Origin of the sequence: Pseudoalteromonas shioyasakiensis, assembly GCF_024518675.1 — a bacterium.
GTDB classification, from domain to species: domain Bacteria; phylum Pseudomonadota; class Gammaproteobacteria; order Enterobacterales; family Alteromonadaceae; genus Pseudoalteromonas; species Pseudoalteromonas shioyasakiensis_B.
Window position 1 is genome coordinate 174,376 of sequence record NZ_JANIGL010000005.1, and the last position, 20,600, is coordinate 194,975.

General features: G+C 41.5%; 25 protein-coding genes. 11 read left to right on the forward strand and 14 right to left on the reverse strand.

All coding sequences use genetic code 11. The features are described 5' to 3' along the window. Positions 1-10 precede the first annotated feature (10 nt). The 4 genes from accB to cutA form a co-directional block, all read right to left on the reverse strand. Positions 11-475 carry an acetyl-CoA carboxylase biotin carboxyl carrier protein gene (accB, locus tag NQT69_RS14745; protein WP_256828454.1) on the reverse strand — a complete coding sequence of 155 codons (465 nt, stop codon included), beginning with the start codon at positions 473-475 and terminating at the stop codon, positions 11-13. Positions 476-508: 33 nt separating this feature from the next. After that, positions 509-961 (reverse strand): type II 3-dehydroquinate dehydratase, encoded by a 453-nt coding sequence (gene aroQ, locus NQT69_RS14750; RefSeq protein ID WP_256828455.1) that lies wholly within the window; start codon positions 959-961, stop codon positions 509-511. 295 nt (positions 962-1,256) lie between these two features. Further along, a complete protein-coding gene (locus NQT69_RS14755; RefSeq protein WP_256828456.1) occupies positions 1,257-3,068 on the reverse strand; it encodes a protein-disulfide reductase DsbD in 1,812 nt (603 codons plus the stop codon). After that, the gene (gene cutA / locus NQT69_RS14760; protein ID WP_256828544.1) at positions 3,068-3,388 is read right to left on the reverse strand and encodes a divalent-cation tolerance protein CutA; all 321 of its coding nucleotides are present in this window, start codon (positions 3,386-3,388) and stop codon (positions 3,068-3,070) included. Before cutA ends, NQT69_RS14755 begins: the two co-directional genes overlap by 1 nt. A gap of 164 nt (positions 3,389-3,552) precedes the next feature. Between cutA and NQT69_RS14765 the strand changes: the two genes are divergently transcribed. From NQT69_RS14765 to groL, 3 genes are all read left to right on the forward strand, one after another. Then, positions 3,553-4,029, forward strand: coding sequence for an FxsA family protein (locus NQT69_RS14765; protein WP_256828545.1), 477 nt, complete (start codon positions 3,553-3,555; stop codon positions 4,027-4,029). Positions 4,030-4,180: 151 nt separating this feature from the next. Further along, complete coding sequence (locus NQT69_RS14770; RefSeq protein ID WP_256828457.1) at positions 4,181-4,468, forward strand: co-chaperone GroES; 288 nt, start codon at positions 4,181-4,183, stop codon at positions 4,466-4,468. A gap of 47 nt (positions 4,469-4,515) precedes the next feature. After that, positions 4,516-6,165 (forward strand): chaperonin GroEL, encoded by a 1,650-nt coding sequence (gene groL, locus NQT69_RS14775; RefSeq protein WP_256828458.1) that lies wholly within the window; start codon positions 4,516-4,518, stop codon positions 6,163-6,165. A 122-nt stretch (positions 6,166-6,287) separates the two neighbouring features. Here the strand turns inward: groL and NQT69_RS14780 are convergent, their stop codons facing one another. Beyond that, complete coding sequence (locus tag NQT69_RS14780; RefSeq protein WP_256828459.1) at positions 6,288-7,769, reverse strand: NAD(P)H-hydrate dehydratase; 1,482 nt, start codon at positions 7,767-7,769, stop codon at positions 6,288-6,290. A gap of 186 nt (positions 7,770-7,955) precedes the next feature. Between NQT69_RS14780 and NQT69_RS14785 the strand changes: the two genes are divergently transcribed. The 3 genes from NQT69_RS14785 (at position 7,956) to NQT69_RS14795 (ending at position 9,033) form a co-directional block, all read left to right on the forward strand. Continuing rightward, complete coding sequence (locus tag NQT69_RS14785; RefSeq protein ID WP_256828460.1) at positions 7,956-8,354, forward strand: VOC family protein; 399 nt, start codon at positions 7,956-7,958, stop codon at positions 8,352-8,354. 113 nt (positions 8,355-8,467) lie between these two features. Next, positions 8,468-8,743 (forward strand): hypothetical protein, encoded by a 276-nt coding sequence (locus NQT69_RS14790; RefSeq protein ID WP_256828461.1) that lies wholly within the window; start codon positions 8,468-8,470, stop codon positions 8,741-8,743. Then, the gene (locus tag NQT69_RS14795; RefSeq protein WP_256828462.1) at positions 8,740-9,033 is read left to right on the forward strand and encodes a hypothetical protein; all 294 of its coding nucleotides are present in this window, start codon (positions 8,740-8,742) and stop codon (positions 9,031-9,033) included. Before NQT69_RS14790 ends, NQT69_RS14795 begins: the two co-directional genes overlap by 4 nt. A gap of 279 nt (positions 9,034-9,312) precedes the next feature. On the opposite strand, the gene speD is transcribed toward NQT69_RS14795, so the two are convergent. From speD to NQT69_RS14835, 8 genes are all read right to left on the reverse strand, one after another. Continuing rightward, positions 9,313-10,125 (reverse strand): adenosylmethionine decarboxylase, encoded by an 813-nt coding sequence (gene speD, locus NQT69_RS14800; protein WP_256828463.1) that lies wholly within the window; start codon positions 10,123-10,125, stop codon positions 9,313-9,315. Positions 10,126-10,212: 87 nt separating this feature from the next. Then, positions 10,213-10,626, reverse strand: coding sequence for an OsmC family protein (locus NQT69_RS14805; RefSeq protein ID WP_256828464.1), 414 nt, complete (start codon positions 10,624-10,626; stop codon positions 10,213-10,215). Positions 10,627-10,705: 79 nt separating this feature from the next. Then, positions 10,706-11,053, reverse strand: coding sequence for a DUF3802 family protein (locus NQT69_RS14810; RefSeq protein WP_256828465.1), 348 nt, complete (start codon positions 11,051-11,053; stop codon positions 10,706-10,708). A gap of 146 nt (positions 11,054-11,199) precedes the next feature. Continuing rightward, on the reverse strand, positions 11,200-12,669 hold the full coding sequence (astD, locus tag NQT69_RS14815; protein ID WP_256828466.1) for a succinylglutamate-semialdehyde dehydrogenase: 1,470 nt from the start codon (positions 12,667-12,669) through the stop codon (positions 11,200-11,202). A 15-nt stretch (positions 12,670-12,684) separates the two neighbouring features. Further along, complete coding sequence (gene astA / locus NQT69_RS14820; RefSeq protein WP_256828467.1) at positions 12,685-13,701, reverse strand: arginine N-succinyltransferase; 1,017 nt, start codon at positions 13,699-13,701, stop codon at positions 12,685-12,687. A gap of 88 nt (positions 13,702-13,789) precedes the next feature. After that, positions 13,790-14,995, reverse strand: a complete 1,206-nt coding sequence (locus NQT69_RS14825) for an aspartate aminotransferase family protein (protein ID WP_256828468.1) — start codon at positions 14,993-14,995, stop codon at positions 13,790-13,792. 380 nt (positions 14,996-15,375) lie between these two features. Continuing rightward, entirely contained in the window at positions 15,376-16,536 is a 1,161-nt protein-coding gene (locus NQT69_RS14830; protein ID WP_256828469.1) for an HDOD domain-containing protein, read from the reverse strand. 46 nt (positions 16,537-16,582) lie between these two features. Continuing rightward, positions 16,583-17,164 (reverse strand): anthranilate synthase component II, encoded by a 582-nt coding sequence (locus tag NQT69_RS14835; protein WP_256828546.1) that lies wholly within the window; start codon positions 17,162-17,164, stop codon positions 16,583-16,585. Between the two features lie 433 nt (positions 17,165-17,597). On the opposite strand from NQT69_RS14835, the gene NQT69_RS14840 reads away from it, so the two are divergent. From NQT69_RS14840 to NQT69_RS14855, 4 genes are read left to right on the forward strand one after another with little or no spacing between them, the layout of a single operon-like run. After that, positions 17,598-17,882: a hypothetical protein gene (locus tag NQT69_RS14840; RefSeq protein ID WP_256828470.1), complete on the forward strand. Its 285-nt coding sequence runs from the start codon at positions 17,598-17,600 to the stop codon at positions 17,880-17,882. A 36-nt stretch (positions 17,883-17,918) separates the two neighbouring features. After that, positions 17,919-18,818 (forward strand): TraB/GumN family protein, encoded by a 900-nt coding sequence (locus NQT69_RS14845; protein ID WP_256828471.1) that lies wholly within the window; start codon positions 17,919-17,921, stop codon positions 18,816-18,818. Further along, positions 18,815-19,006, forward strand: coding sequence for a hypothetical protein (locus NQT69_RS14850; protein WP_256828472.1), 192 nt, complete (start codon positions 18,815-18,817; stop codon positions 19,004-19,006). The genes NQT69_RS14845 and NQT69_RS14850 overlap by 4 nt, the downstream gene beginning before the upstream one ends. 47 nt (positions 19,007-19,053) lie before the next feature. Continuing rightward, on the forward strand, positions 19,054-19,302 hold the full coding sequence (locus NQT69_RS14855; protein ID WP_256828473.1) for a YdcH family protein: 249 nt from the start codon (positions 19,054-19,056) through the stop codon (positions 19,300-19,302). A gap of 88 nt (positions 19,303-19,390) precedes the next feature. On the opposite strand, the gene NQT69_RS14860 is transcribed toward NQT69_RS14855, so the two are convergent. Next, positions 19,391-19,792, reverse strand: a complete 402-nt coding sequence (locus NQT69_RS14860; RefSeq protein WP_256828474.1) for an acyl-CoA thioesterase — start codon at positions 19,790-19,792, stop codon at positions 19,391-19,393. Positions 19,793-19,815: 23 nt separating this feature from the next. On the opposite strand from NQT69_RS14860, the gene NQT69_RS14865 reads away from it, so the two are divergent. Continuing rightward, positions 19,816-20,520: a 2OG-Fe(II) oxygenase gene (locus NQT69_RS14865; RefSeq protein ID WP_256828475.1), complete on the forward strand. Its 705-nt coding sequence runs from the start codon at positions 19,816-19,818 to the stop codon at positions 20,518-20,520. The last annotated feature ends 80 nt before the right edge of the window (positions 20,521-20,600 follow it).

Below are 20,600 nucleotides of genomic sequence, written 5' to 3' on the forward strand. Positions count from 1 at the left end.
GGTTGCGCTATTATTCAATGATGAATAAAGGTTGATCAAATTCTACTGGCTCACCGTTTTCAACTAAAATAGCTTTCACTGTACCGGCTTTATCTGCTTCAATTTGGTTCATCATTTTCATCGCTTCGATGATACAAAGTGTGTCGCCTACTTTTACTTGCGTGCCCACTTCTACATATGCCGGTGCTTCAGGAGAAGCTGCTGCATAGAAAGATCCTACCATTGGCGATAAAACTTGATGACCTGTCGGTGCTGCTGGTGCTGCTGCTTCAGCGGCAGCTGCTGGAGCCGCAGGTGTTGGTGCCGCAGCAGGTGCTGGTGCGTACTGAGGAGCATATTGTGGAGCGTAAGCAGGACCTGCGCTCATGTTATTACGGTTTATACGTACTGATTCTTCACCTTCTGTGATTTCTAATTCAGCAATACCTGATTCTTCTACTAGTTCAATTAGTTTTTTGATCTTGCGAATATCCATGAACGACCCGCCTTCTAGTTTGTGTGTTTAAAGTTAATTTGAGTTTTGCAACCGGTTAACAGCAGCTTCTAATGCTGCGCGATAACCCATTGCACCTAATCCACATATCACGCCTTGCGCCACATCCGAAAAATACGAATGATGACGAAACGCTTCCCGCGCATGCACATTGGTTAAATGCACTTCATAAAACGGGATATCAACACTCAGTAATGCATCACGTAAAGCCACGCTTGTATGCGTAAATGCAGCTGGGTTGATAATGATGTAATCAATAGCCTGCCATGCACTGTGTATGTGCTCAATTAAAGCTTGCTCACTATTACTTTGAAAATGCGTTAACTCAACATCTAGACCATGGGCGACACTGGTAAGTTCGTTCATAATCTCAGCTAGAGTTTGCGAACCATATTTTTCTGGTTCTCGCTTACCTAGCATATTCAAGTTGGGGCCATTTATAACTAAAAGTTTAAATTTTGCAGCCATAATACGCGATAATCCTATAAATAATGAGTTAAGCCGTTTTAATTAGAAATCCCACCATAACGTAGTGGGTAAAATCTAAAATAGCAAGTATTTCTCACGTTAACCACCTATTATAGCTAGTTCGACGTAAATAGCAGCAAAATACTGGTCTAATGACTATGGCGTGGCGCAAAGTTGCGGGGATAAAGGCGGGAGCTAAAAACAACCCATTATAAATGAGAAGGTTTAGCCACAATTTAATTCATATCTAAATCAAATTGTGGCTAAAATGTATTTATTCTGGTTTTGTAGTCGCTTATTGGCGAACTTTAGCTAAATGCTGTGCAAAATCGTCAGCATTTAAAAAACCGGTTACACGCTGAGCTGCTAATTCTTCACCTTGAGTGTTGAAAAACAGAATGCTGGGTAAACCAAATACAGTGTATTCTTCCATGACTTCGATGGTGGTTTCGTCACTCTCTGTCAAATCAATTTTAAGTAACTCAAAGTGAGCAAACTCATCTTGCACGCTCGGCTCTGGAAAGGTGTATTTTTCAAACTCTTTACAGGCAACACACCACTCGGCATACAGATCAACCATTACCATGCGGCCTTCATCGTTTGCTTCATTTATCGCTTGCTTAAGTTCAGCTAAGTTAGCCACTAGCTTAAAGTTATGGCTTTGCGATTGTTCAGCACTCACCTCAACCGTATTCGCAGTTGGCCAAATATAGTTTTTAGTTAAACTTGCACCAGTAATCACCAATAAGGTTGCTGCAAACCACAATGCCGTTTTGAGCTTACCTTGGCTTTGGCCGCTTTGCCAATGATGTAAATAAAGCGCCGTTGCCAATGCTAACAAACCTGCCATTAATAGTATGAGGTCAAAATCAACAATACGCTCTAGCAGTATCAGCGGCACAACTAGCATAATAAAACCAAACAAGGTTTTAACTTGCTCCATCCAACCACCTGCTTTTGGCAATAATTTACCACCAGAAGTTCCAAGTAGTAATAGTGGGATCCCCATACCTAAGCTCAACACATATAAGGTTAAACCACCTACTAAGTAATCGCCGCTTTGCGCGACAAATAATAAAGCAGCTGATAATGGAGCCGTAGTGCAAGGTGATGCAATTAAGCCTGACAACACGCCCATCAAAAATACACCAATATAATTGCCACCTTTTTGATTATTGCTCACTTGAGTGAGTTTATTCATCATGCCACTAGGTAGTTTTATTTCATACCAACCAAACATCGACATGGCTAACAACACAAATAACAAACTAAAGCTGATCAAAACATATGGGTGCTGTAAGTAACCCTGCACTTGCCCACCTAAAGATGCCACCACTAAACCCAGTGCCGCATAGGTGACCGCCATCCCTTGAATATAAAAAAACGATAAAGCAAAAGCCTTTTTAGTTGAGAGGTTTTGTTGGCCTGCAATTAGACTTGATAAAATAGGAAACATGGGAAATACGCACGGCGTAAAAGCCAAGCCAATACCCACTAAAAAGAAAATAGCTAAGTTAGCCAGTAATCCTTGTGATGCCAACTTTTCGGTAAAGTTTTGTTCTGTTTCAACGTCTTCTGCTGGGGCTGCGCTCGGTTTTGCTTGCTCACTACTTAACGCAGCTAAGGCATTCGAAGTGGCTGCAGTGTTATTTTGCTCTGGGTTCTCGCCAGCGATCGCACTCAATGGAATAGTAATTATTTCTGGTGGATAACAAAGCCCTGCTTCAGCACAACCTTGATAGCGAAGTTTAACAACGCCTTCTTCAGTGACATTTGCTAACTTACTTACCACAGTTAAAGAGTCGAAAAAGACCTCAGTTTTACCAAAAAACTCATCTTCAATCACCACACCTTCTGCCAACTCAGGTAGCTTTATCTCAGCACCTTTAGCAATAAATTCAAGCTTGTTTTTATAAAGGTAATAACCCGGTGCAATGTCCCAACCAACAAATAAAGTGCTGCCTTGCTGATCAAAGTCAAATGAGAAAGCCTGATCAACCGGTAAGAAGGTTTGCTCTGCTGGCTGTAATAAGTCATTCAATACATTATTATTTGCTTGTGCAGGAAAAAGCCAAAGCGCAGCTAGCAATAAAAGAAAAAACCGCATTAATTAAGTACCTCATCCATCCAATTAAAATAGGCTAAATTGCCTGTTGATACATCGACTACCTGAATTTCAGGAACTTCATAACTATGTAATTGCTTAATAGTCTGAATAACTTGGTTCATTTTTTCTGACTTGGTTTTAATTAACAGCTTACACTCTGTTGCCTGCGTTACCTCACCTTCCCACATATAGACCGACTCTACATTAGGAAGAATACTGACACATGCAGCCAATTTTTGGCTCACCAATTGTTCTGCCATTGCGCGCGCTTCACTTGCATCTGCGCAAGTGGTAAAAACAAGTCGAAAATGAGTCGTCATCATATTGAACCTTTATTTGTTTGTTCTGCCCAACTCATAGTAGCTGATAGCTAAAGCAAAGTGTAGCCATGTACATAGGCCATTCACTTGCTATTGAAAAAAGACCTGATAGCCCATATTTATATTTCATCACGAAGTTACGTGAGCACACTTTAGAGAGCTTTATGTTTAGATTTTTATTTTTGTTATTTATTCTCGTACCGATCATTGAAATCGCGTTACTCATTCAAGTAGCCGATGTGATTGGTGGCTTTGCGACAATTGCACTGGTTATTTTAACCGCCATTTTTGGTGCAAAGCTTGTTAGACAGCAAGGCATGGGCGCACTGCAAAATGTGCAAAGCCAAATGGCCCAAGGGCAAATGCCAGCCAAAGAATTATTTACTGGATTATGTGTGATCATCGCCGGTGTTTTACTTTTAACTCCAGGTATCATGACCGACGTGTTTGGTTTTTTACTACTTACCCCTGCTATTCGCAATAAGCTAGCCGCAGGCCTTGCTAGCCAAGCGACTGTGCGCATGAGTGCAGGTATGCAACAAGGTCCTTCGCCATTTACGCAACAGACTCAGCAACAGCCTGAACCACATAAAATGAGCGAGCCAACCACGATTGATGGTGAATACGAGAGAAAAGATTAAAATTTTTATTTTTTTCTCTTGGATTTTTCCGCATTACCCCCATTACTGAGTACAACTAATCCAAGGCAGTTTCGCAACAGCGATTTAATTGCCTTGGTACACACAAAACTTTTTTCTGTCCTGTTCAGAAACTGTTAGGAGAACTAAACAAATGAACATTCGTCCTTTACATGATCGCGTGATCGTTAAGCGTCTAGAAGAAGAAACCAAGTCTGCTGGCGGTATTGTATTAACTGGCTCTGCTGCTGAGAAATCAACGCGCGGAGAAGTTGTCGCTGTTGGTAATGGCCGTACTCTAGATAACGGTGATGTGAGAGCATTAGAAGTTAAAATCGGTGACACTGTGTTATTCGGCTCATATGTTGAAAAAGCTGAAAAGATCGAAGGTCAAGAGTACCTGATCATGCGTGAAGACAACATTTTAGGCATTGTAGGTTAAGCCTGCTTTTCGTTTAACAAACATTTAAGAATTTAGAGGAAAAAATCATGGCAGCAAAAGAAGTACTTTTTGCAAGTGACGCACGCACTAAAATGCTAACTGGCGTAAATATCCTAGCAAATGCAGTTCGAGTAACGTTAGGCCCTAAAGGCCGTAACGTAGTATTAGACAAATCATTTGGCGCACCAGTGATCACTAAAGATGGTGTATCAGTGGCAAAAGAGATCGAACTTGAAGACAAGTTTGAGAACATGGGCGCACAAATGGTTAAAGAAGTTGCATCTAAAGCAAATGATGCAGCGGGTGACGGTACAACTACCGCTACAGTTTTAGCACAATCTATCGTTAACGAAGGCTTAAAAGCGGTTGCAGCGGGCATGAACCCAATGGACCTTAAGCGCGGTATTGATAAAGCAATCATCGCAGCAGTTGCTGAGCTTAAAGAACTTTCAGTACCATGTGCTGATACTAAAGCGATTGCGCAAGTGGGTACTATTTCAGCTAACTCTGATAAAGAGATTGGCGACATCATCGCAGAAGCGATGGAAAAAGTAGGCCGCAACACTGGTGTTATCACTGTTGAAGAAGGTCAATCACTTGAGAACGAACTTGATGTTGTAGAAGGCATGCAGTTTGACCGTGGTTACCTATCTCCGTATTTCATCAACAACGCAGAAAAAGGCGCGGTTGAACTAGATAACCCATTCATTCTACTTGTAGACAAAAAAGTTTCTAACATCCGTGAGTTACTACCTACATTAGAAGCGGTTGCTAAAGCAAGCAAGCCACTACTTATCATTGCTGAAGACCTTGAAGGTGAAGCACTAGCAACACTAGTAGTAAATAACATGCGCGGTATTGTTAAAGTATCAGCTGTTAAAGCACCTGGTTTTGGCGACCGTCGTAAGGCAATGCTACAAGATATCGCTGTATTAACTGGCGGTACTGTTATCTCTGAAGAAATCGGTCTTGAGCTTGAAAAAGCAACAATCGAAGACTTAGGTACAGCTAAACGCGTAGTAATCACTAAAGATGATACAACGATCATCGACGGTGCTGGTGAAGAAGATGGCATCAACGGTCGTGTTTCACAAATCAAAGCACAAATCGAAGAAGCAACGTCTGACTACGATAAAGAAAAACTACAAGAGCGTATGGCAAAACTTGCCGGCGGTGTTGCAGTAATCAAAGTTGGCGCAGCGACTGAAATCGAAATGAAAGAGAAAAAAGACCGCGTAGAAGATGCACTACACGCAACTCGCGCAGCGGTTGAAGAAGGCGTAGTGCCTGGTGGTGGTGTTGCACTAGTACGTGCTGCTAGCAAACTAGCTGCACTTGTAGGCGACAACGAAGACCAAAGCCACGGTATCAAAGTAGCACTACGTGCTATGGAAGCACCACTTCGTCAAATCGTGACTAACGCAGGTGACGAAGCGTCTGTAGTAATTAACGCAGTTAAAGGCGGCGAAGGTAACTACGGTTACAACGCAGCATCTGGCGAATACAACGACATGATTGAAATGGGTATCCTAGATCCAACTAAAGTAACGCGCTCTGCACTACAATTTGCAGGTTCGATTGCGGGTCTTATGATCACCACTGAAGCGATGGTTGCTGAAATTCCTAAAGATGAGCCAGCTGGTGCCCCTGACATGGGTGGCATGGGCGGAATGGGTGGCATGGGCGGCATGATGTAATCATCCCCTAAGCACCTTGCTTATAAAAACCCAGCTTCGGCTGGGTTTTTGCGCATTATAGCTTTCAGTTTTTAGCTGTCAGCTATCAGAAACTGACGGCTGACGGCTGACGGCTGACGGCTTTAGTTTACCAACTCTCTGACAACAGCGAACAGATCGCTGGGTAACATGCCTCGCTCACCATCTCGCGCTGCAGCTACATCTCCAGCTTTTGCATGCAAGGTCACACCAAAACACGCAGCTTGCTCAGTTGTTAACCCTTGTGCGATAAGACCAGCAATAATGCCTGTGAGTACATCACCGCTGCCGCCTACGGCTAGTGCTGGATTGCCATCAGTGCATACCCAACTTTTAGTGGTATTAGCGATAATACTGCCCGCCCCTTTGAGTACACAGGTCGTTGAATATGTTTCTGCCAATTTCCGTGCACTTTGATAACGATCTGACTCAATATCACTAATAGCGCAATCAAGTAGCCGTGCGGCTTCCCCTGGGTGCGGTGTGAATACCGTATTTTTCAGTGCAACAGGTGCTGATTGCTGAGCAAATAGGTTTAACCCGTCGGCGTCGACAACCATTGCTTTTTTATGGGTAACACAGTGTTGAATAACCGCTTCAAAGGTGGATTTAGCCCATGAGTCTTGGCCAAGCCCTGGGCCAATCGCTATACACGTTGCCCATTCCAATGCTGCATTAAGATCGGTTGTCGTCACCATCAACTCAGGACGACCCATGCTGATAGCCAATACAGAATCAGGGTGCGTATACACCTTAACCATACCTGCACCTGTACGAAGCGCCGCCTCGCTGGTTAATCTTATTGCACCGGCAGTGCCCGCATTTCCGCCAATACACAGTAACTTGCCATGGCTGCCTTTGTGGCTGTTGTTTTGTCGCTTAGCTAAGCCTTGAGTCGTGTCATAATTCATAAGCGCTGCGCTTGGCGCTGCCAATTGGATAAACGCCTGACCAACGCCTAAGTCTGCAAATTCACATTTACCCGCATATGCTCTGCCCTCGCCCGTTACTAAGCCTTGCTTTATACCAACAAACGTAACACTAAGCTCGGCTTGAATAGCAATACCTTGTACAACTCCGGTGTCAGCATCAATGCCTGAAGGTAAATCAATCGCAATAATTGGCGCAGGGCTATCGTTTGCCATTTTTATTAGCTTAGTAAATGGCTCTCGTACTTCACTTTTAAGGCCTGTGCCTAGCAAGCCATCAATAATAATGTCAGCAGTTTTTATCGTTTGCGGGTTATAATGAGATATTTCGCCGCCAACAGCCAACCACGCTTCTTGCGCTGTTAGCGCATCTCCTGTTAAAGGCCTATCTGGTAGTGCAGCAATCACAGTAACCTGTTTGCCAGCTTGTTTTGCCAAGCTTGCAACAATATAGCCATCACCAGCATTATTGCCGACGCCAACTAAAATGACATAATTTTGCGAATGTGGGTAATGTTTAGTTACCTGCTCAAACACTGCCTTCCCTGCACGCTCCATCAGCGTATACATAGACACAGCGCTTTGCTCTGCTGCACTAGGTTCGTGAGTGCGTACTTGCTCGGCACTAAATACACATTGGGGTAATTTTGCTGACATATTCAACCTTAATCATGGCTTTTTATCAGCATATAAGCGGTGACAATAGCAGTCAAATGGTTGGTAAAATCAAAGCTTATTGCTGTCACTTTATTGTGCTTTTGTCTACACAGCCTTTTGTCCTCTGATGAATTGTTGATATGTGATAAAAAGCCATACACAGTTATTAATCCATAAGGAAAGCCAATGCCCAATATCAAACAACACATAGGAAGCGTCGCGTTAGTGGTCGAAAACTACGATGATGCAATCGCATTTTACACTCAAAAACTGGGGTTCGATTTAATTGAAGATACCGATCTTGACAATGGCAAACGCTGGGTATTAATCGCTCCACCTAACTCTAATGGCACTAACTTACTTCTTGCACAGGCAAGTAATCCACAGCAATTAGACTCAGTTGGCAATCAATCTGGCGGTCGCGTGTTTTTACTTTTACACACCAATGACTTTTGGCGTGATTATCAAATGATGCAACAACAAGGCGTTAAATTTAACGAACAGCCGCGTGAAGAAGCCTACGGCACCGTTGTGGTATTTGAAGACTTATACGGTAATAAATGGGACTTGCTACAATTGAATTAAAAATTTAGTTGTCGCGATAAATCGCGACCTTCATGACGTTAATAACACCTATTGACTTGATCTTGTTCAATTTACCCACATTAACTATTTATTAGTAACCATATTGAAAACAAATGGATTTATTAGATGGGGTTGGCCTTGGCACATTATTACTACATTGGCTTGTCGTCACCTTACTGTTACTTATTATAGTGTGGGCCATGATTAAAGTTCTGACCTCGGGTAAAATCATGTCTCGGGGTGCATTTTTATTTTTGTCGTTCTTTCCGCTGATTTCGTTATTTCCTATTCCCCCCCCGCAATTTGAGAATGTGCAAAAAGCCAAACAAGAACAACGTAAGCGTAAAGAAGATTCTGGGGATCCACCTGATGATGAAACCATAGCATGATAAAAGTAGATTTAGATCATGAAAAAAATAACACCGAGAGACTGTTAATCAGCGCGGGGGTCATCGCATTTGCCGCGGCTATCTGGCATTTACTCTGTATTTTGGGTGGGCCAAGCTGGTATGCCTTTGCTAGAGCGCCGCACGCCTTAATTGAGTCAGCTCAACAAGGCACCTACCTTGCGCCTGCTGCCACCATTATAGTTGCTGGGCTTATGCTTACCTGTAGTGCCTATGCGTTCTCAGCTGCGGGCTTAATACGAAAAATACCTTTAACAACGGCGGCTTTATAACCATCGCTTTGATATGTGTAGCCCGTGCTTTAATTGCAGTACCATTACTTGTTCGCTCAACTGAGCTTGATATTTGGCAATTAGTAGCGAGCTCGGTTTGGCTATACGTTGGTATTTGCTTTTTATTAGGCGCTAAAGCCTACTGGCAAGTTTACCACCGATACTGAGAGCACTTTATTCAAACTAACTTTACTCTCGCTAACTTTACTCTCGCTAGCTTACACAAACAAACACGGCGCATAACTTACGTTATGCGCCGTGTTTAAGAACAAACTTAGCTTATTCTGTATCTGGTAAGTTACGGCCGTAGAAAATCTCTTGCATCTCACGGGTTAACTTCGAACGAATTTCTTCTTCTTCGTCGTCAGATAAATCATCAGTAGAAACACCAAATAAATAAGTATTTAAATCGGTCTCTTTTAGCATCATCTTAGTGTGAAACAAGTTTTCTTGATACACGTTCACGTCCATCATTTGGTACGCTTCCTTGGTATCTTCGGTCATGTAATTCTGAATCGAATTAATCGCATGATCGATATAATGTTTCACACCATCTACGTCACGGGTAAAACCACGTACACGGTAGTCGATTGTCACTACGTCTGAATCCAAGCTATGAATTAAGAAGTTCAACGCTTTTAGTGGCGAGATAATACCACACGTTGATACTTCAATATCGGCACGAAATGTACAAATACCATCATCAGGATGTGCTTCAGGGTACGTGTGAACACAGATATGGCTTTTATCCAAATGGGCAACTACGGTATCTGGCAACGGACCGGGTGCTTCATCAACATCGTAAGTCTGCTGTTGCTCTATTGGCTCTTCTGACACCAATATTGTTACGCTGGCACCTTGTGGCTCATAATCTTGGCGAGATACATTTAAAATATTCGCGCCGATGATATCAACCACTTCACCTAAAATATCGGTTAGTCGATCAGCATTATACTGCTCGTCGATATATTCAATATATTCTTTACGCTGTTGTTCAGTCTTTGCGTAGCAAATATCGTAAATACTAAAGCTTAAACTTTTTGTTAAGTTATTAAAGCCATGTAGTTTAATTTTATCGAAGGGTTTGTTCATGATAAACCAACCTATAAACTAGTGAAATCTGCCACAGCAGAATGAAAGTTCGCGGATTTTATACGAATTTCACCGCAGGAAAAAGCGTTATTTTACCTGTTCTTGCACGACTTCGTGACTGTGGGTAATTTCTACCGTTTTATCAAGCATTAATGCAACTGAACAATACTTTTCAGCAGACAATTGCACAGCGCGCGCAAGGTGCTTTTCAGAGACATTATCGCCTGTTACAACAAAGTGTAAGTTAATCTTAGTGAATACGCGAGGGGCTGACTCAGCACGCTCAGATGTGAGCTGCACTTGTACATCAGAGAAATTTTGTTTGGCTTTTTTTAGAATGCTCACCACATCAACAGATGAACAACAGCCCGCAGACATTAATACCATTTCCATAGGGCTTGGCGCTGCACTGTCACTACCAGCATCAAAGACTACATTATGACCAGAATTAGAACGACCAATAAATGTATCGCCTTCAACCCATTTTACATTCGCTTGCATTTTTATACTCTAAAAAAGTTGTTTTATTAATTGTATGCAAGTGGCGCTAAGATGCAATTAAAAGCGATATACAAATCAATTAAGCGCCTTCGGCTACGGCACTATCAAATAGATTTTTAACTAGACCAGCAAACTCATCAATAAATGCGTGTTGTTCAATAGTCACTTGCTTACTTGTTACACTACTAAGCACTTCTTGTAAGTCATACACTATACCGTCAACCTCACGAACTATCATGCCGCGCTGCTCAGTCGATAGCTCAGTGTGTTGTTGGCATAACAACATCACGTTCTCAGCGATATCGTCTTCGATTAGCTCCATGACTGTAGGAGCGCCTGGTTTTATTTCGCCGGGCTTCTCAAATAACGCTAAATTTTGAGTAAGATACATGATGAGATCATCATACCCTTGCCTATCTAAAACCATAATTAAAACACCTACTATAAAATTATCACGACTGTAATGATTTAAGCAGAAAGCGCTTTTAATTGCTACCTTTGAGCATTAAGCAGTACAAAAAAAGCAGCCAAGGCTGCTTTTTTAGTTATTTAGTACCAACTTAAAACCCAGTACTAATCAATTTTTAAACCAGGGCTTAAGGTTGCCGGCATGGCTACTTTTTCAAGCTCAACCGAAGCCACTGGGTATGCGCAATAATCCGCCGCATAGTATGCACTTGCACGATGGTTACCCGAAGCACCAATACCACCAAATGGCGCAGCGCTTGACGCACCTGTGATTGGGCGGTTCCAGTTAACAATACCTGCACGAATGCGACGTAAGAAATGGTCATAGTCAGCGGCATTATCACTTAGAAGACCAGCAGATAAACCAAAGCTGGTGTCATTTGCTTTATCGATTGCGCTATCAAAATCAGTAAAACGGAAGACTTTTAATAACGGGCCAAAGTGCTCTTCATCAGGGAAGTTTGCTACATCTGTACACTCAATGATCCCTGGAGTAACAAAGCCAGTATTTTCAGTGTGTGTAAGTTCAACAAGTACTTGCGCCCCTAGCTCAACAAGCTGCTGCTGCGCTTTAACCATACCTGCTGCGGCAGCTGATGAAATCATCGAACCCATAAATGGCTGATCTTCATCATCAAAGTTACCCACTTTAATGGCTTTAGTCGCTGTGATAAGACCCGCTAAAATTGCATCGCCTTGCTCACCCGCGGGTAAAAACAACTTACGTGCACAAGTACAACGTTGACCACTTGAGATAAATGCAGATTGCAGTATATCGTGAATTGCGGCTTTAGTATCTGCAACATCAGTAATGATAAGTGGGTTATTACCGCCCATTTCTAATGCAAGAATTTTACCCGGCTGACCTGCAAACTGCTCATGTAAAATATGACCTGTACGTGATGAACCCGTGAAGAATAAGCCATCAATGCCTTTATGGGCTGCCAATGCTTTCCCTGTTTCAACTTCACCTTGTACAAGGTTAATAACACCCGCTGGTAAACCTGCTTTTTGCCATAGCTTAAGAGTTAGCTCAGCCACCATAGGAGTTAGCTCAGATGGTTTAAATACCACTGTGTTACCCGCTAAAAGTGCAGGAACAATATGACCATTAGGTAAGTGACCCGGGAAATTATAAGGGCCAAATACAGCAACTACACCATGTGGCTTATGGCGGATCATAGCGCGGCCTTGTGGCATTGGGTTTTCTACATCACCCGTACGCTCTAAAAACGCTTTTTCAGAAATCGCTATTTTACCCACCATAGCACCAGCTTCAGTACGGGTTTCCCATAATGGTTTACCGGTTTCTTGCGCAATAGCGACAGCAAGTTCTTCACTGTGTTCTTTAAGTGTTTCTGCAAATGTTTTTACAATGGCTAAACGCTCATCGAATGATTTATCAGCCCAGCTATAAAACGCTTCACGCGCTGAATTTACTGCGCTATCAACTTGCTCGCTGGTTGCTGAATTTGCTTGCCAAATAACGTCGTTATTTGCTGGATTTACTGAATTAAATGCATCGCCTTGGCCTTGCGACCATTGGCCATTAATAAATTGTGCAGGATGAGTCATATACTTTCTCCTAAATTATAAGCTTGTTGCGGTAACGGTATCGCCCGCTTGTAAATGCAGTGCATCGGCCATTGCTTGCGGTAATGTAAGCTCTGCGCTTGCCGCATCAAAGTTTAGCTGTGCAACTGTTGCTCTAAAGTCATTTAGTTTATCGTTCGCTAACATCACAGCGGTATCGCCGTTATTGTCACCAATTTTTACAGTAAAGTTTTTCGCATTACGAATTGTTGCAATGTTGCCTACTTTTGCTTCAACGGTAGGGCCGGCATCAAAAATATCGACGTAACCGTTAAAGGTGAAACCTTCACTCTTTAATAGTTCTATTGCAGGGCGTGTATTGTCATGTACTTTACCAATAACTGCTTGCGCGTCTTTACTTAATAAGTTGACGTAAATTGGGTATTTAGGCATCAACTCGGCGATAAACACTTTTTGGCCAATACCTGTTAAGTAATCGGCAGTTGGGAAGTCCATCGAGAAAAAATGCTCTTCAAGCCATTGCCAGAACGGGCTATCGCCATTTTCATTTGATACACCGCGCATTTCTGCAATAACGGTCTCTGCAAAACGCTCTTGATGTTGTTTAATAAACATAAAACGCGCTTTTGACAGTAGCTTGCCGTTATTGTTTTTGCGATAACCGTCTTTTAAAAATAATGTGCATAACTCGGTTGCACCGGTGTAATCATTACACAAGGTTAGAATATCAACCGCTTTGTAAACATCTAAAGTGCGAGATGAATGAATCGCTTTGCTAAGGTGATAATGATAAAACGCATCATCAAGACCAACAGCAGCCTCAATAGCTGAAGTACCGACTACTTCACCTGTTTCGCTATCTTCAAGAACAAACAAGTAGCCTTCATCACCCGGGTGAGATGCACTTTTTGCGAATGAGCTTACTGAATGGTCTATTTTCTTTTGTAATAACGCTTCGTTATTCGGTAAAGACGTAAAGCCATGTCCCGATTCGTGGGCAATCTTCAATAAAGCTGGGTAATCACATTGCTGGATTGGGCGAAGGATCATCATGAGTCCGCTTGCTCCCTTATAAATAACGGTAAAATTAGAATACTAGGGCAAGCTTGCTACTTGCCCTTAATCAGGTGAGACGCGTTGATTAACCGTTCACAACTGCAGCAACCGCTTTTTCAAAGCGTGCCATACCTTCGCGAATATCTGCTTCTGGTATTACAAGAGAAGGAGTGAAACGCACTACATCTGCACCAGCAACAAGCGACATAACACCTTCGTTAATACCAGCAACTAAAAACTCTTTTGCACGTCCTTTGTATTGCTCAGCGACCACTGCGCCGATTAATAAACCTTGGCCGCGGATTTCTGAGAACACTTTGTACTTATCATTAACAGCCGTTAGTAATTCACGGAATAATGCTTCTTTTGCTTTAACGCCAGCCAATACTTCAGGGGTGTTTACAGTGTCAAAAGCAGCTTCACCGACAGCACACGCTAATGGATTACCGCCATAAGTAGAGCCATGAGTACCTACTTTTAAATGCTTAGCGATTTCAGTTGTCGTTAGCATAGCGCCGATTGGGAAACCACCGCCTAATGCTTTTGCAGATGTTAAAATATCAGGTGTAACACCTAATCCTTGATATGCATATAGCTCACCAGTACGGCCAACACCGGTTTGCACTTCATCAAAAATAAGTAGTGCGTTATGTTTAGTACACAGCTCACGAACGCCTTTAGCAAACTCGTCAGTTGGCGAAACAATACCGCCTTCGCCTTGTAGTGGCTCCATCATTACCGCACATGTTTTATCTGAAATAAGCTTTTCAAAAGCAGCTAAATCGTTGTAATCACAATGTACGATGTCACCTGGCTTAGGGCCAAAACCGTCTGAGTAAGCAGCTTGACCACCTACTGTTACAGTAAAGAATGTACGGCCGTGAAAACCTTTATTAAACGCGATAATTTGAGACTTTTCTGCGCCAAATTCTTCAAGCGCTAAACGACGCGCTAATTTAAGCGCCGCTTCATTTGCTTCTGCCCCTGAGTTGGCAAAATAGACTTTTTCTGCAAAAGTAGCATCAACCAGCTTTTTAGCTAAGCGAAGCGCAGGTTCATTGGTCATCACATTTGATAAGTGCCAGATTTTTTCGCCTTGCTCTTTTAGTGCATTCACTAATGCAGGATGACAGTGTCCTAGACAGTTAACAGCTATACCACCAGCAAAATCGATGTATTCGCGGTCTTGCTGATCCCATACACGTGAGCCTTCGCCACGAACAGGGATCACACTTGAAGGTGCGTAGTTTGGTACCATTACTTGATCAAATAATTCGCGATTAACTGTCATTTTGTATCCTCTTAATTGTGATATCACAGAGAGTGTGAAAAATTGCATGATGGCGTGTTGTACCATCTCCTTTGGCGTAAATGAGCATAGCTTAAATTGCCAAAAAATACTCTCTGGTTCAATTTTCAGAAGGTCATTATTTCAGAGTTTTGTGCTGTTGTCTCTTAGAAAACTTTCATGCAGGCCTTGATATTCAAGGCTTTGAGATATTATTTCATAGATAGTGAATAACTATTTACCGCTTTTGATAACCTCTATTTTCACCAAGAAGACTGCCCTGTTACTTGCTGAGTACACCTTTAAGCTAATAAACTGGCGCTATGCTTTATATTGGCTAATGAATGAATAGTCGCAAAAAAATTAACAAAAAATTTATGAAATTAGTCAATTTTTATATGAAAGTTCTGGAAATTGGTTTTTTCTAACTGGATTAGTTCCGATTTAGTGAAATTGAGATATTCAAACCACTGCGCAGCTTCGTCACTTTCAACCATTTGATGATCAAGCAAAGTAATATATTGAGAATAGCATCGCGCTTTTTGTATAACTTCAGTTAAAGGTAATGGTGAATCGCCTTTTGCTAAGGGCGATGTGAGTTGTTGCATAACAAATTTAAACGGCAAAAATCGAAAAGCCATTTTGTCTATCACCTTTTCACTTACTTTTAGCGCATGCTCGCTTAATAAAGTACTTAAAAACAGTGGATCAGGTTTTAACTCCAACAAAGCTGTGTGTAAGTCTTTTTGTTGCTCTTCACGTGCAAGGGTTACTTTACGCTGCCATATAAGCTCAAAGGTTCTTAAATAAAGCCTAACTAAAGCAATTTTACCAACATCTAATAGCATACCCAAAGTAAATGCATGAATTTCATTTACGCCATTTAGTTTTGCTAACTCTTGTGCGGCAATAGCTGATGCCATTGAGTTATCTCGTAAACGGCGTTTTAACAGTGGAAATGGTTCTGTACTGTGTGGCATCCAATGTCTTACTGCAAAGGTAGGCACGACAAATTGTAAGTTATCAAGGCCAATGTAGCGTAGCGCAAGCGATGGGCTATCAACTTTTACCGAAGTGTGCTTATTTCGTTGGGCACGGTAATAAGGTAGGTTTACAAAAGTAACGAGTTCACGGCCCAGCCAACTTAAATCATTTACAAGCGGCTCTAAGCGACCCACAGACGCAGATTTAACCGATAGAATGTCTAAAATAGCCGGTATGTTATCTTCTATCCCTATGGTTTCATGAATCACGGTATCTATATCAGCTAACTGCTTTTGCATTGCGGTTTCGATCACTTCATGCAATTGCTCACTCGCTTGTGCGCGATATTTATGATGGGCAGTACTGGATTTTTGCCGTTTTGCTTGCGCTGCAACTTCGACTTCAAGCAACGTTCGTTGCTTAATCGGCTCACCATAATCAATCTCAAGAGTGTGGATATAACCAATTTGACGCTGTGCAAAGCTATGTCCCAGCAACAGATCGTGTGCGCGTTGAGAGAGTGCTTTTGCTGTTACTTGTTGACGCAATTTGTCTGTCATTGATTATATCTTTTGTATAAACGAAATATGGAAATTAACTCTAAGCCTAGAACCGAGTTAAAAAGTTGGCAAGTAATTCAAGCCCTTGTTCAGTTAAAATTGCCTCAGGGTGAAATTGCACACCTTCTAAAGCAAGGTTTGTGTGTAATAAGCCCATAATTTCATCAAACTCTCCATTTAGCGTCTGTGTCCAAGCGGTCACTTCTAACTCGCTTGGTAAGCTGTGTCGTTGCACAACTAAAGAGTGATAGCGACATACGGTCAGCGGATTTGCTAAGCCTTGAAACACACCCTGATTATTATGGTATATCGGCGATGTTTTGCCATGCATAACCTGCTTCGCCCGCATTATTACCCCCCCGAGTGCTTGAGCAATAGTTTGATGCCCTAGGCATATTCCTAAAATAGGATAAATCCCTTTTAACTGCTCAACAACTTGTAATGATATACCCGCCTCATTAGGCGAGCATGGCCCTGGTGAAATAACAATATGCTGCGGGTTTAATTGCTTTATTTGTGAAATGGTTAACTCATCATTACGCTTAACTAACACCTCTTGATCTAAGCACTGAAAATACTGCACTAAGTTGTAAGTGAACGAGTCATAGTTGTCGATCATTAACAGCATGAAATAGATAACCCAAAAAGCATAACCAGAATAATGGGGTGGCATTCTATACCCAAACCACCCCAAGATGCGAGCATCCTTATAATTAAAGCAATTTAAACAAGACTCAGATTACAAATCACACAGGCTCTAATACTAAAAATATCAAAAACCAGGCCTATTTAAACTTTGAATAAACAGCTAAGAACAAAAAACCACACTACAGTTTAATTTTAAAACCTTATAACCCTCATAAGATTTAAAGTCAAGCCATTGATTTTATTTAAAATAATAAATTAAAACCTTATAAGTTAATTGCTCATATCTAGATAAGCGACTTTCAGTGCTATCAACTCTAATATTCACTCATCGCTGCAACACAGCGTAATGCATAGACACTTATAGACGCTGTTATAGATTAGACGGCAAGCAATAAAAAATGAAGGATACAATCATGAAAAATACTTTTAAAACTGCAAATAAATCAATTGTAATCGGTGTATTAATTTCAGCATTATTTAGTGCAAGTAGTATGGCAAGTGAACAGGATACCAGCCAAACAAAACTCACATCAGCCACAACCCAAACAATAGAAGTTAAAACCAGCTTTAGTGATGATTTATCAGACACAGTGCAAAACCAGCTCAACCAAGTGAATGTAACAATTAATGAGCAAATAGAGAGCTCAATCAAGAAAATTAATCAGCAAATTTCCGCACAAATTGCGAAGTTACTTTAATACAAACACAAAAGCGACAAAGGAATGAGGAAAGTTATGATTGATTTACGTAAAAACCGTCTCACTAAATGCTTAATAATTGGTTGCTCTTTATTAAGCCTAAGTGCGGTAGCCCAAACATCGGTGTGGCAAGTAAGTAAGGGTGATGACAGTATTTATATTGGTGGCACTTTGCATATTTTACCAAAAGAGCAAATCCCCCTACCAAAGGAATTTGAATACGCTTATAACCATGCAGATACGGTATTACTTGAAGCTCCTATGCCAGACCCAAGTGATACGCAAGCACAAATGAACATACTAACAACCCTATCTTATAAAGACGGCGAACTGCTAGCGAATAAACTAACTCCTGAAATAGAGCAAAAACTAGAGACTAAACTCGCTGAGTTTGGCGCAAATATTAATGAACTCAATCACTTTAGACCTTTTATGGTTAGTGTTATTTTGATGTCAATGGAGCTACAAAAACAGCATCTAATTGGTGAGGGCGTGGACGCCCATTTTGTGAAACGGGCAAACACTGATGGCAAGACATTGAGTTACCTAGAAACTCTAGACTATCAGCTACAATTATTTAAACAAATGGGCGAGAATAGTGAAAGCCAATTTATCGAAAACAATTTAGCTCAGTTGAGCAATTATGCAGAGCTATTTACTTCAATGACCGCAGCATGGCGCAGCGGCAATACCAAACAATTAAATGAGCTCGTAGTAAAACCACTACAAAAAAACGATCCGGATACATTTAATAAATTACTAAAGCAGCGCAACTATAATTGGCTACCAAAAATAGAAGCATTATTTGGTAATCAACAAAAAGAGCTCGTACTGGTAGGCGCAGGCCACTTAGTTGGTGAGTATAACCTATTAACTCTACTCAACGAGCAAGGTTACAGCGTGACGCAAATTAGTCAACAGGATGAAGTACTATGAACAAAACTGATAAGCAAGCCATTAGCCTGTTATGTACATTTGCCTGCATAATGTTGGCCAGTGTAGTCATGCCAAGCGATGCTGCACCTGTAATTAAACAAACACAAGCAGATATTAAGCTCTATGATGAGAGAAAAAAGTCGCTCACTGTTGATTTATTATCAAACAGCCCAAGCTCTATTATGTAGGGTTAATACTCTCTACATTACCTGCATTCAACCTAAAGGAGCAACCTATGTTAGGCGAAGACCATTCATTAACTAAAGAGTTTCCTGAATACCTGAATACGATTGCCACGCTAAACAGCGAAAGTGCTGAATTTTCAGCAAAGGCAGAACAATATGATGCAATTGATAAAGAGGTGCGTGTATTAGAACTTCAAGACGCTCCAATTGATGACCAATCAATGCAAAAAATGAAAATTGAACGGGCCGAATTAAAAGATTGGCTGCATCACACGTTAATGAGCGCTCATTCCTCTTAACCGCTTTGAGCCCACCAATGTGGGCTCTACAGCCCCCATCCACCGAGTACCGTTACTTTTTTGAATATCAAAATAAAGCTTATAATTACTACTTTTGATCAGCGACTAGATGCCCACTAAGCGCAGACTTCTCTTCATTAGATAGCACTTTCTTGGTTTTAGCTTTAAAGTCATAACGTACTAAAACTGTTTTACCAATCGCACAAAGCTTACCTTGCTGATAAGCCTCTTGGCAGATAACAAATGAACTAGAACCAATATGCTCCACGATAGTTTTCACTTCAACATCATGGCCATAAAAAAGCTCACCAACAAAGCTCACTTCAACCTTGGCGATAATCAATTTCCAATCATGTGGGTTCAAGTCTGGGGTAAAAAATCTAAAAATAGGCGCTCGCGCGGCTTCAAACCATACTGGGAGTACGGTATTGTTAATGTGTCCTAGTACATCGGTTTCGCTAAAGCGCGGTGTAATTTTTTCTACAAACATAATAAATCCAATAAAGGCAGCTCATGACGGACTTTATCCGCGTTTACGATAACGCCCTAAGCAATGAATTTTGCGATAACTTTATCACGCTCTTTGAACAAAGCCCGCATCTAAAACAAGGCATGACATCTGGCGGCGTCGATTTAGCAAAAAAAGATAGCCATGATCTTTATTTAAATAACCACCCAGAATACGCCGAGCAACTAAAGCATATTCAACAAACCACCGCTGGCTATATATTTAAGTATCTGGAAGAGCATATTTTTATGATGATCGGTGCGTTTGGGCTAAAAGTGTATCATCCAAAAACAGGGGTGCCAACGGACCTAACACAAGCTAACTTTGATGAAATAGGTAAACCACAACTCCCTTTATTAGTGCAGCAAATTTTTAGGCTCGGGAATATTCAAGCGCAAAAATATCAAACCAATAAAGGTGGCTACCCTTATTGGCATAGCGAAGTTTACCCGCAAGCTGGCCATAACGAAGCCCTGCACCGCGTGCTATTATTTATGTTTTATTTAAACGATGTAGAAGAAGGCGGTGAAACCGAGTTTTACTATCAACAGCGGAAAATATCGCCCAAAAAAGGCACTATGGTCGTAGCCCCTGGCTACTTCACCCACACCCATCGTGGCAATAAGCCCATCTCAAATGATAAGTATATTTTAACCTCCTGGGTGATGTTTAACCGCGCCGAACAAATATATGGGCAACCAAAAAGTTAAAGCGGTCAGCGGTAAGCGGTAAGCGGTAAGCGGTAAGCGGTAAGCGGTAAGCGGTAAGCCAATTTGAGCGTTGCAAATTA

Bases quoted from the DNA above. Each gene is read 5' to 3' on its own strand.
- speD (WP_256828463.1), bottom strand. From the start codon at position 10,125: ATGAACAAACCCTTCGATAAAATTAAACTACATGGCTTTAATAACTTA.
- NQT69_RS14755 (WP_256828456.1), bottom strand. From the start codon at position 3,068: ATGCGGTTTTTTCTTTTATTGCTAGCTGCGCTTTGGCTTTTTCCTGCA.
- NQT69_RS14860 (WP_256828474.1), bottom strand. From the start codon at position 19,792: ATGTTTGTAGAAAAAATTACACCGCGCTTTAGCGAAACCGATGTACTA.
- NQT69_RS14845 (WP_256828471.1), top strand. From the start codon at position 17,919: ATGATTGATTTACGTAAAAACCGTCTCACTAAATGCTTAATAATTGGT.
- NQT69_RS14785 (WP_256828460.1), top strand. From the start codon at position 7,956: ATGCCCAATATCAAACAACACATAGGAAGCGTCGCGTTAGTGGTCGAA.
- groL (WP_256828458.1), top strand. From the start codon at position 4,516: ATGGCAGCAAAAGAAGTACTTTTTGCAAGTGACGCACGCACTAAAATG.
- NQT69_RS14830 (WP_256828469.1), bottom strand. From the start codon at position 16,536: ATGACAGACAAATTGCGTCAACAAGTAACAGCAAAAGCACTCTCTCAA.
- NQT69_RS14805 (WP_256828464.1), bottom strand. From the start codon at position 10,626: ATGCAAGCGAATGTAAAATGGGTTGAAGGCGATACATTTATTGGTCGT.
- NQT69_RS14835 (WP_256828546.1), bottom strand. From the start codon at position 17,164: ATGCTGTTAATGATCGACAACTATGACTCGTTCACTTACAACTTAGTG.
- NQT69_RS14840 (WP_256828470.1), top strand. From the start codon at position 17,598: ATGAAAAATACTTTTAAAACTGCAAATAAATCAATTGTAATCGGTGTA.
- NQT69_RS14790 (WP_256828461.1), top strand. From the start codon at position 8,468: ATGGATTTATTAGATGGGGTTGGCCTTGGCACATTATTACTACATTGG.
- NQT69_RS14770 (WP_256828457.1), top strand. From the start codon at position 4,181: ATGAACATTCGTCCTTTACATGATCGCGTGATCGTTAAGCGTCTAGAA.
- NQT69_RS14765 (WP_256828545.1), top strand. From the start codon at position 3,553: ATGTTTAGATTTTTATTTTTGTTATTTATTCTCGTACCGATCATTGAA.
- NQT69_RS14825 (WP_256828468.1), bottom strand. From the start codon at position 14,995: ATGACAGTTAATCGCGAATTATTTGATCAAGTAATGGTACCAAACTAC.
- NQT69_RS14795 (WP_256828462.1), top strand. From the start codon at position 8,740: ATGATAAAAGTAGATTTAGATCATGAAAAAAATAACACCGAGAGACTG.
- NQT69_RS14865 (WP_256828475.1), top strand. From the start codon at position 19,816: ATGACGGACTTTATCCGCGTTTACGATAACGCCCTAAGCAATGAATTT.
- astA (WP_256828467.1), bottom strand. From the start codon at position 13,701: ATGATGATCCTTCGCCCAATCCAGCAATGTGATTACCCAGCTTTATTG.
- aroQ (WP_256828455.1), bottom strand. From the start codon at position 961: ATGGCTGCAAAATTTAAACTTTTAGTTATAAATGGCCCCAACTTGAAT.
- accB (WP_256828454.1), bottom strand. From the start codon at position 475: ATGGATATTCGCAAGATCAAAAAACTAATTGAACTAGTAGAAGAATCA.
- cutA (WP_256828544.1), bottom strand. From the start codon at position 3,388: ATGACGACTCATTTTCGACTTGTTTTTACCACTTGCGCAGATGCAAGT.
- astD (WP_256828466.1), bottom strand. From the start codon at position 12,669: ATGACTCATCCTGCACAATTTATTAATGGCCAATGGTCGCAAGGCCAA.
- NQT69_RS14855 (WP_256828473.1), top strand. From the start codon at position 19,054: ATGTTAGGCGAAGACCATTCATTAACTAAAGAGTTTCCTGAATACCTG.
- NQT69_RS14780 (WP_256828459.1), bottom strand. From the start codon at position 7,769: ATGTCAGCAAAATTACCCCAATGTGTATTTAGTGCCGAGCAAGTACGC.
- NQT69_RS14810 (WP_256828465.1), bottom strand. From the start codon at position 11,053: ATGGTTTTAGATAGGCAAGGGTATGATGATCTCATCATGTATCTTACT.
- NQT69_RS14850 (WP_256828472.1), top strand. From the start codon at position 18,815: ATGAACAAAACTGATAAGCAAGCCATTAGCCTGTTATGTACATTTGCC.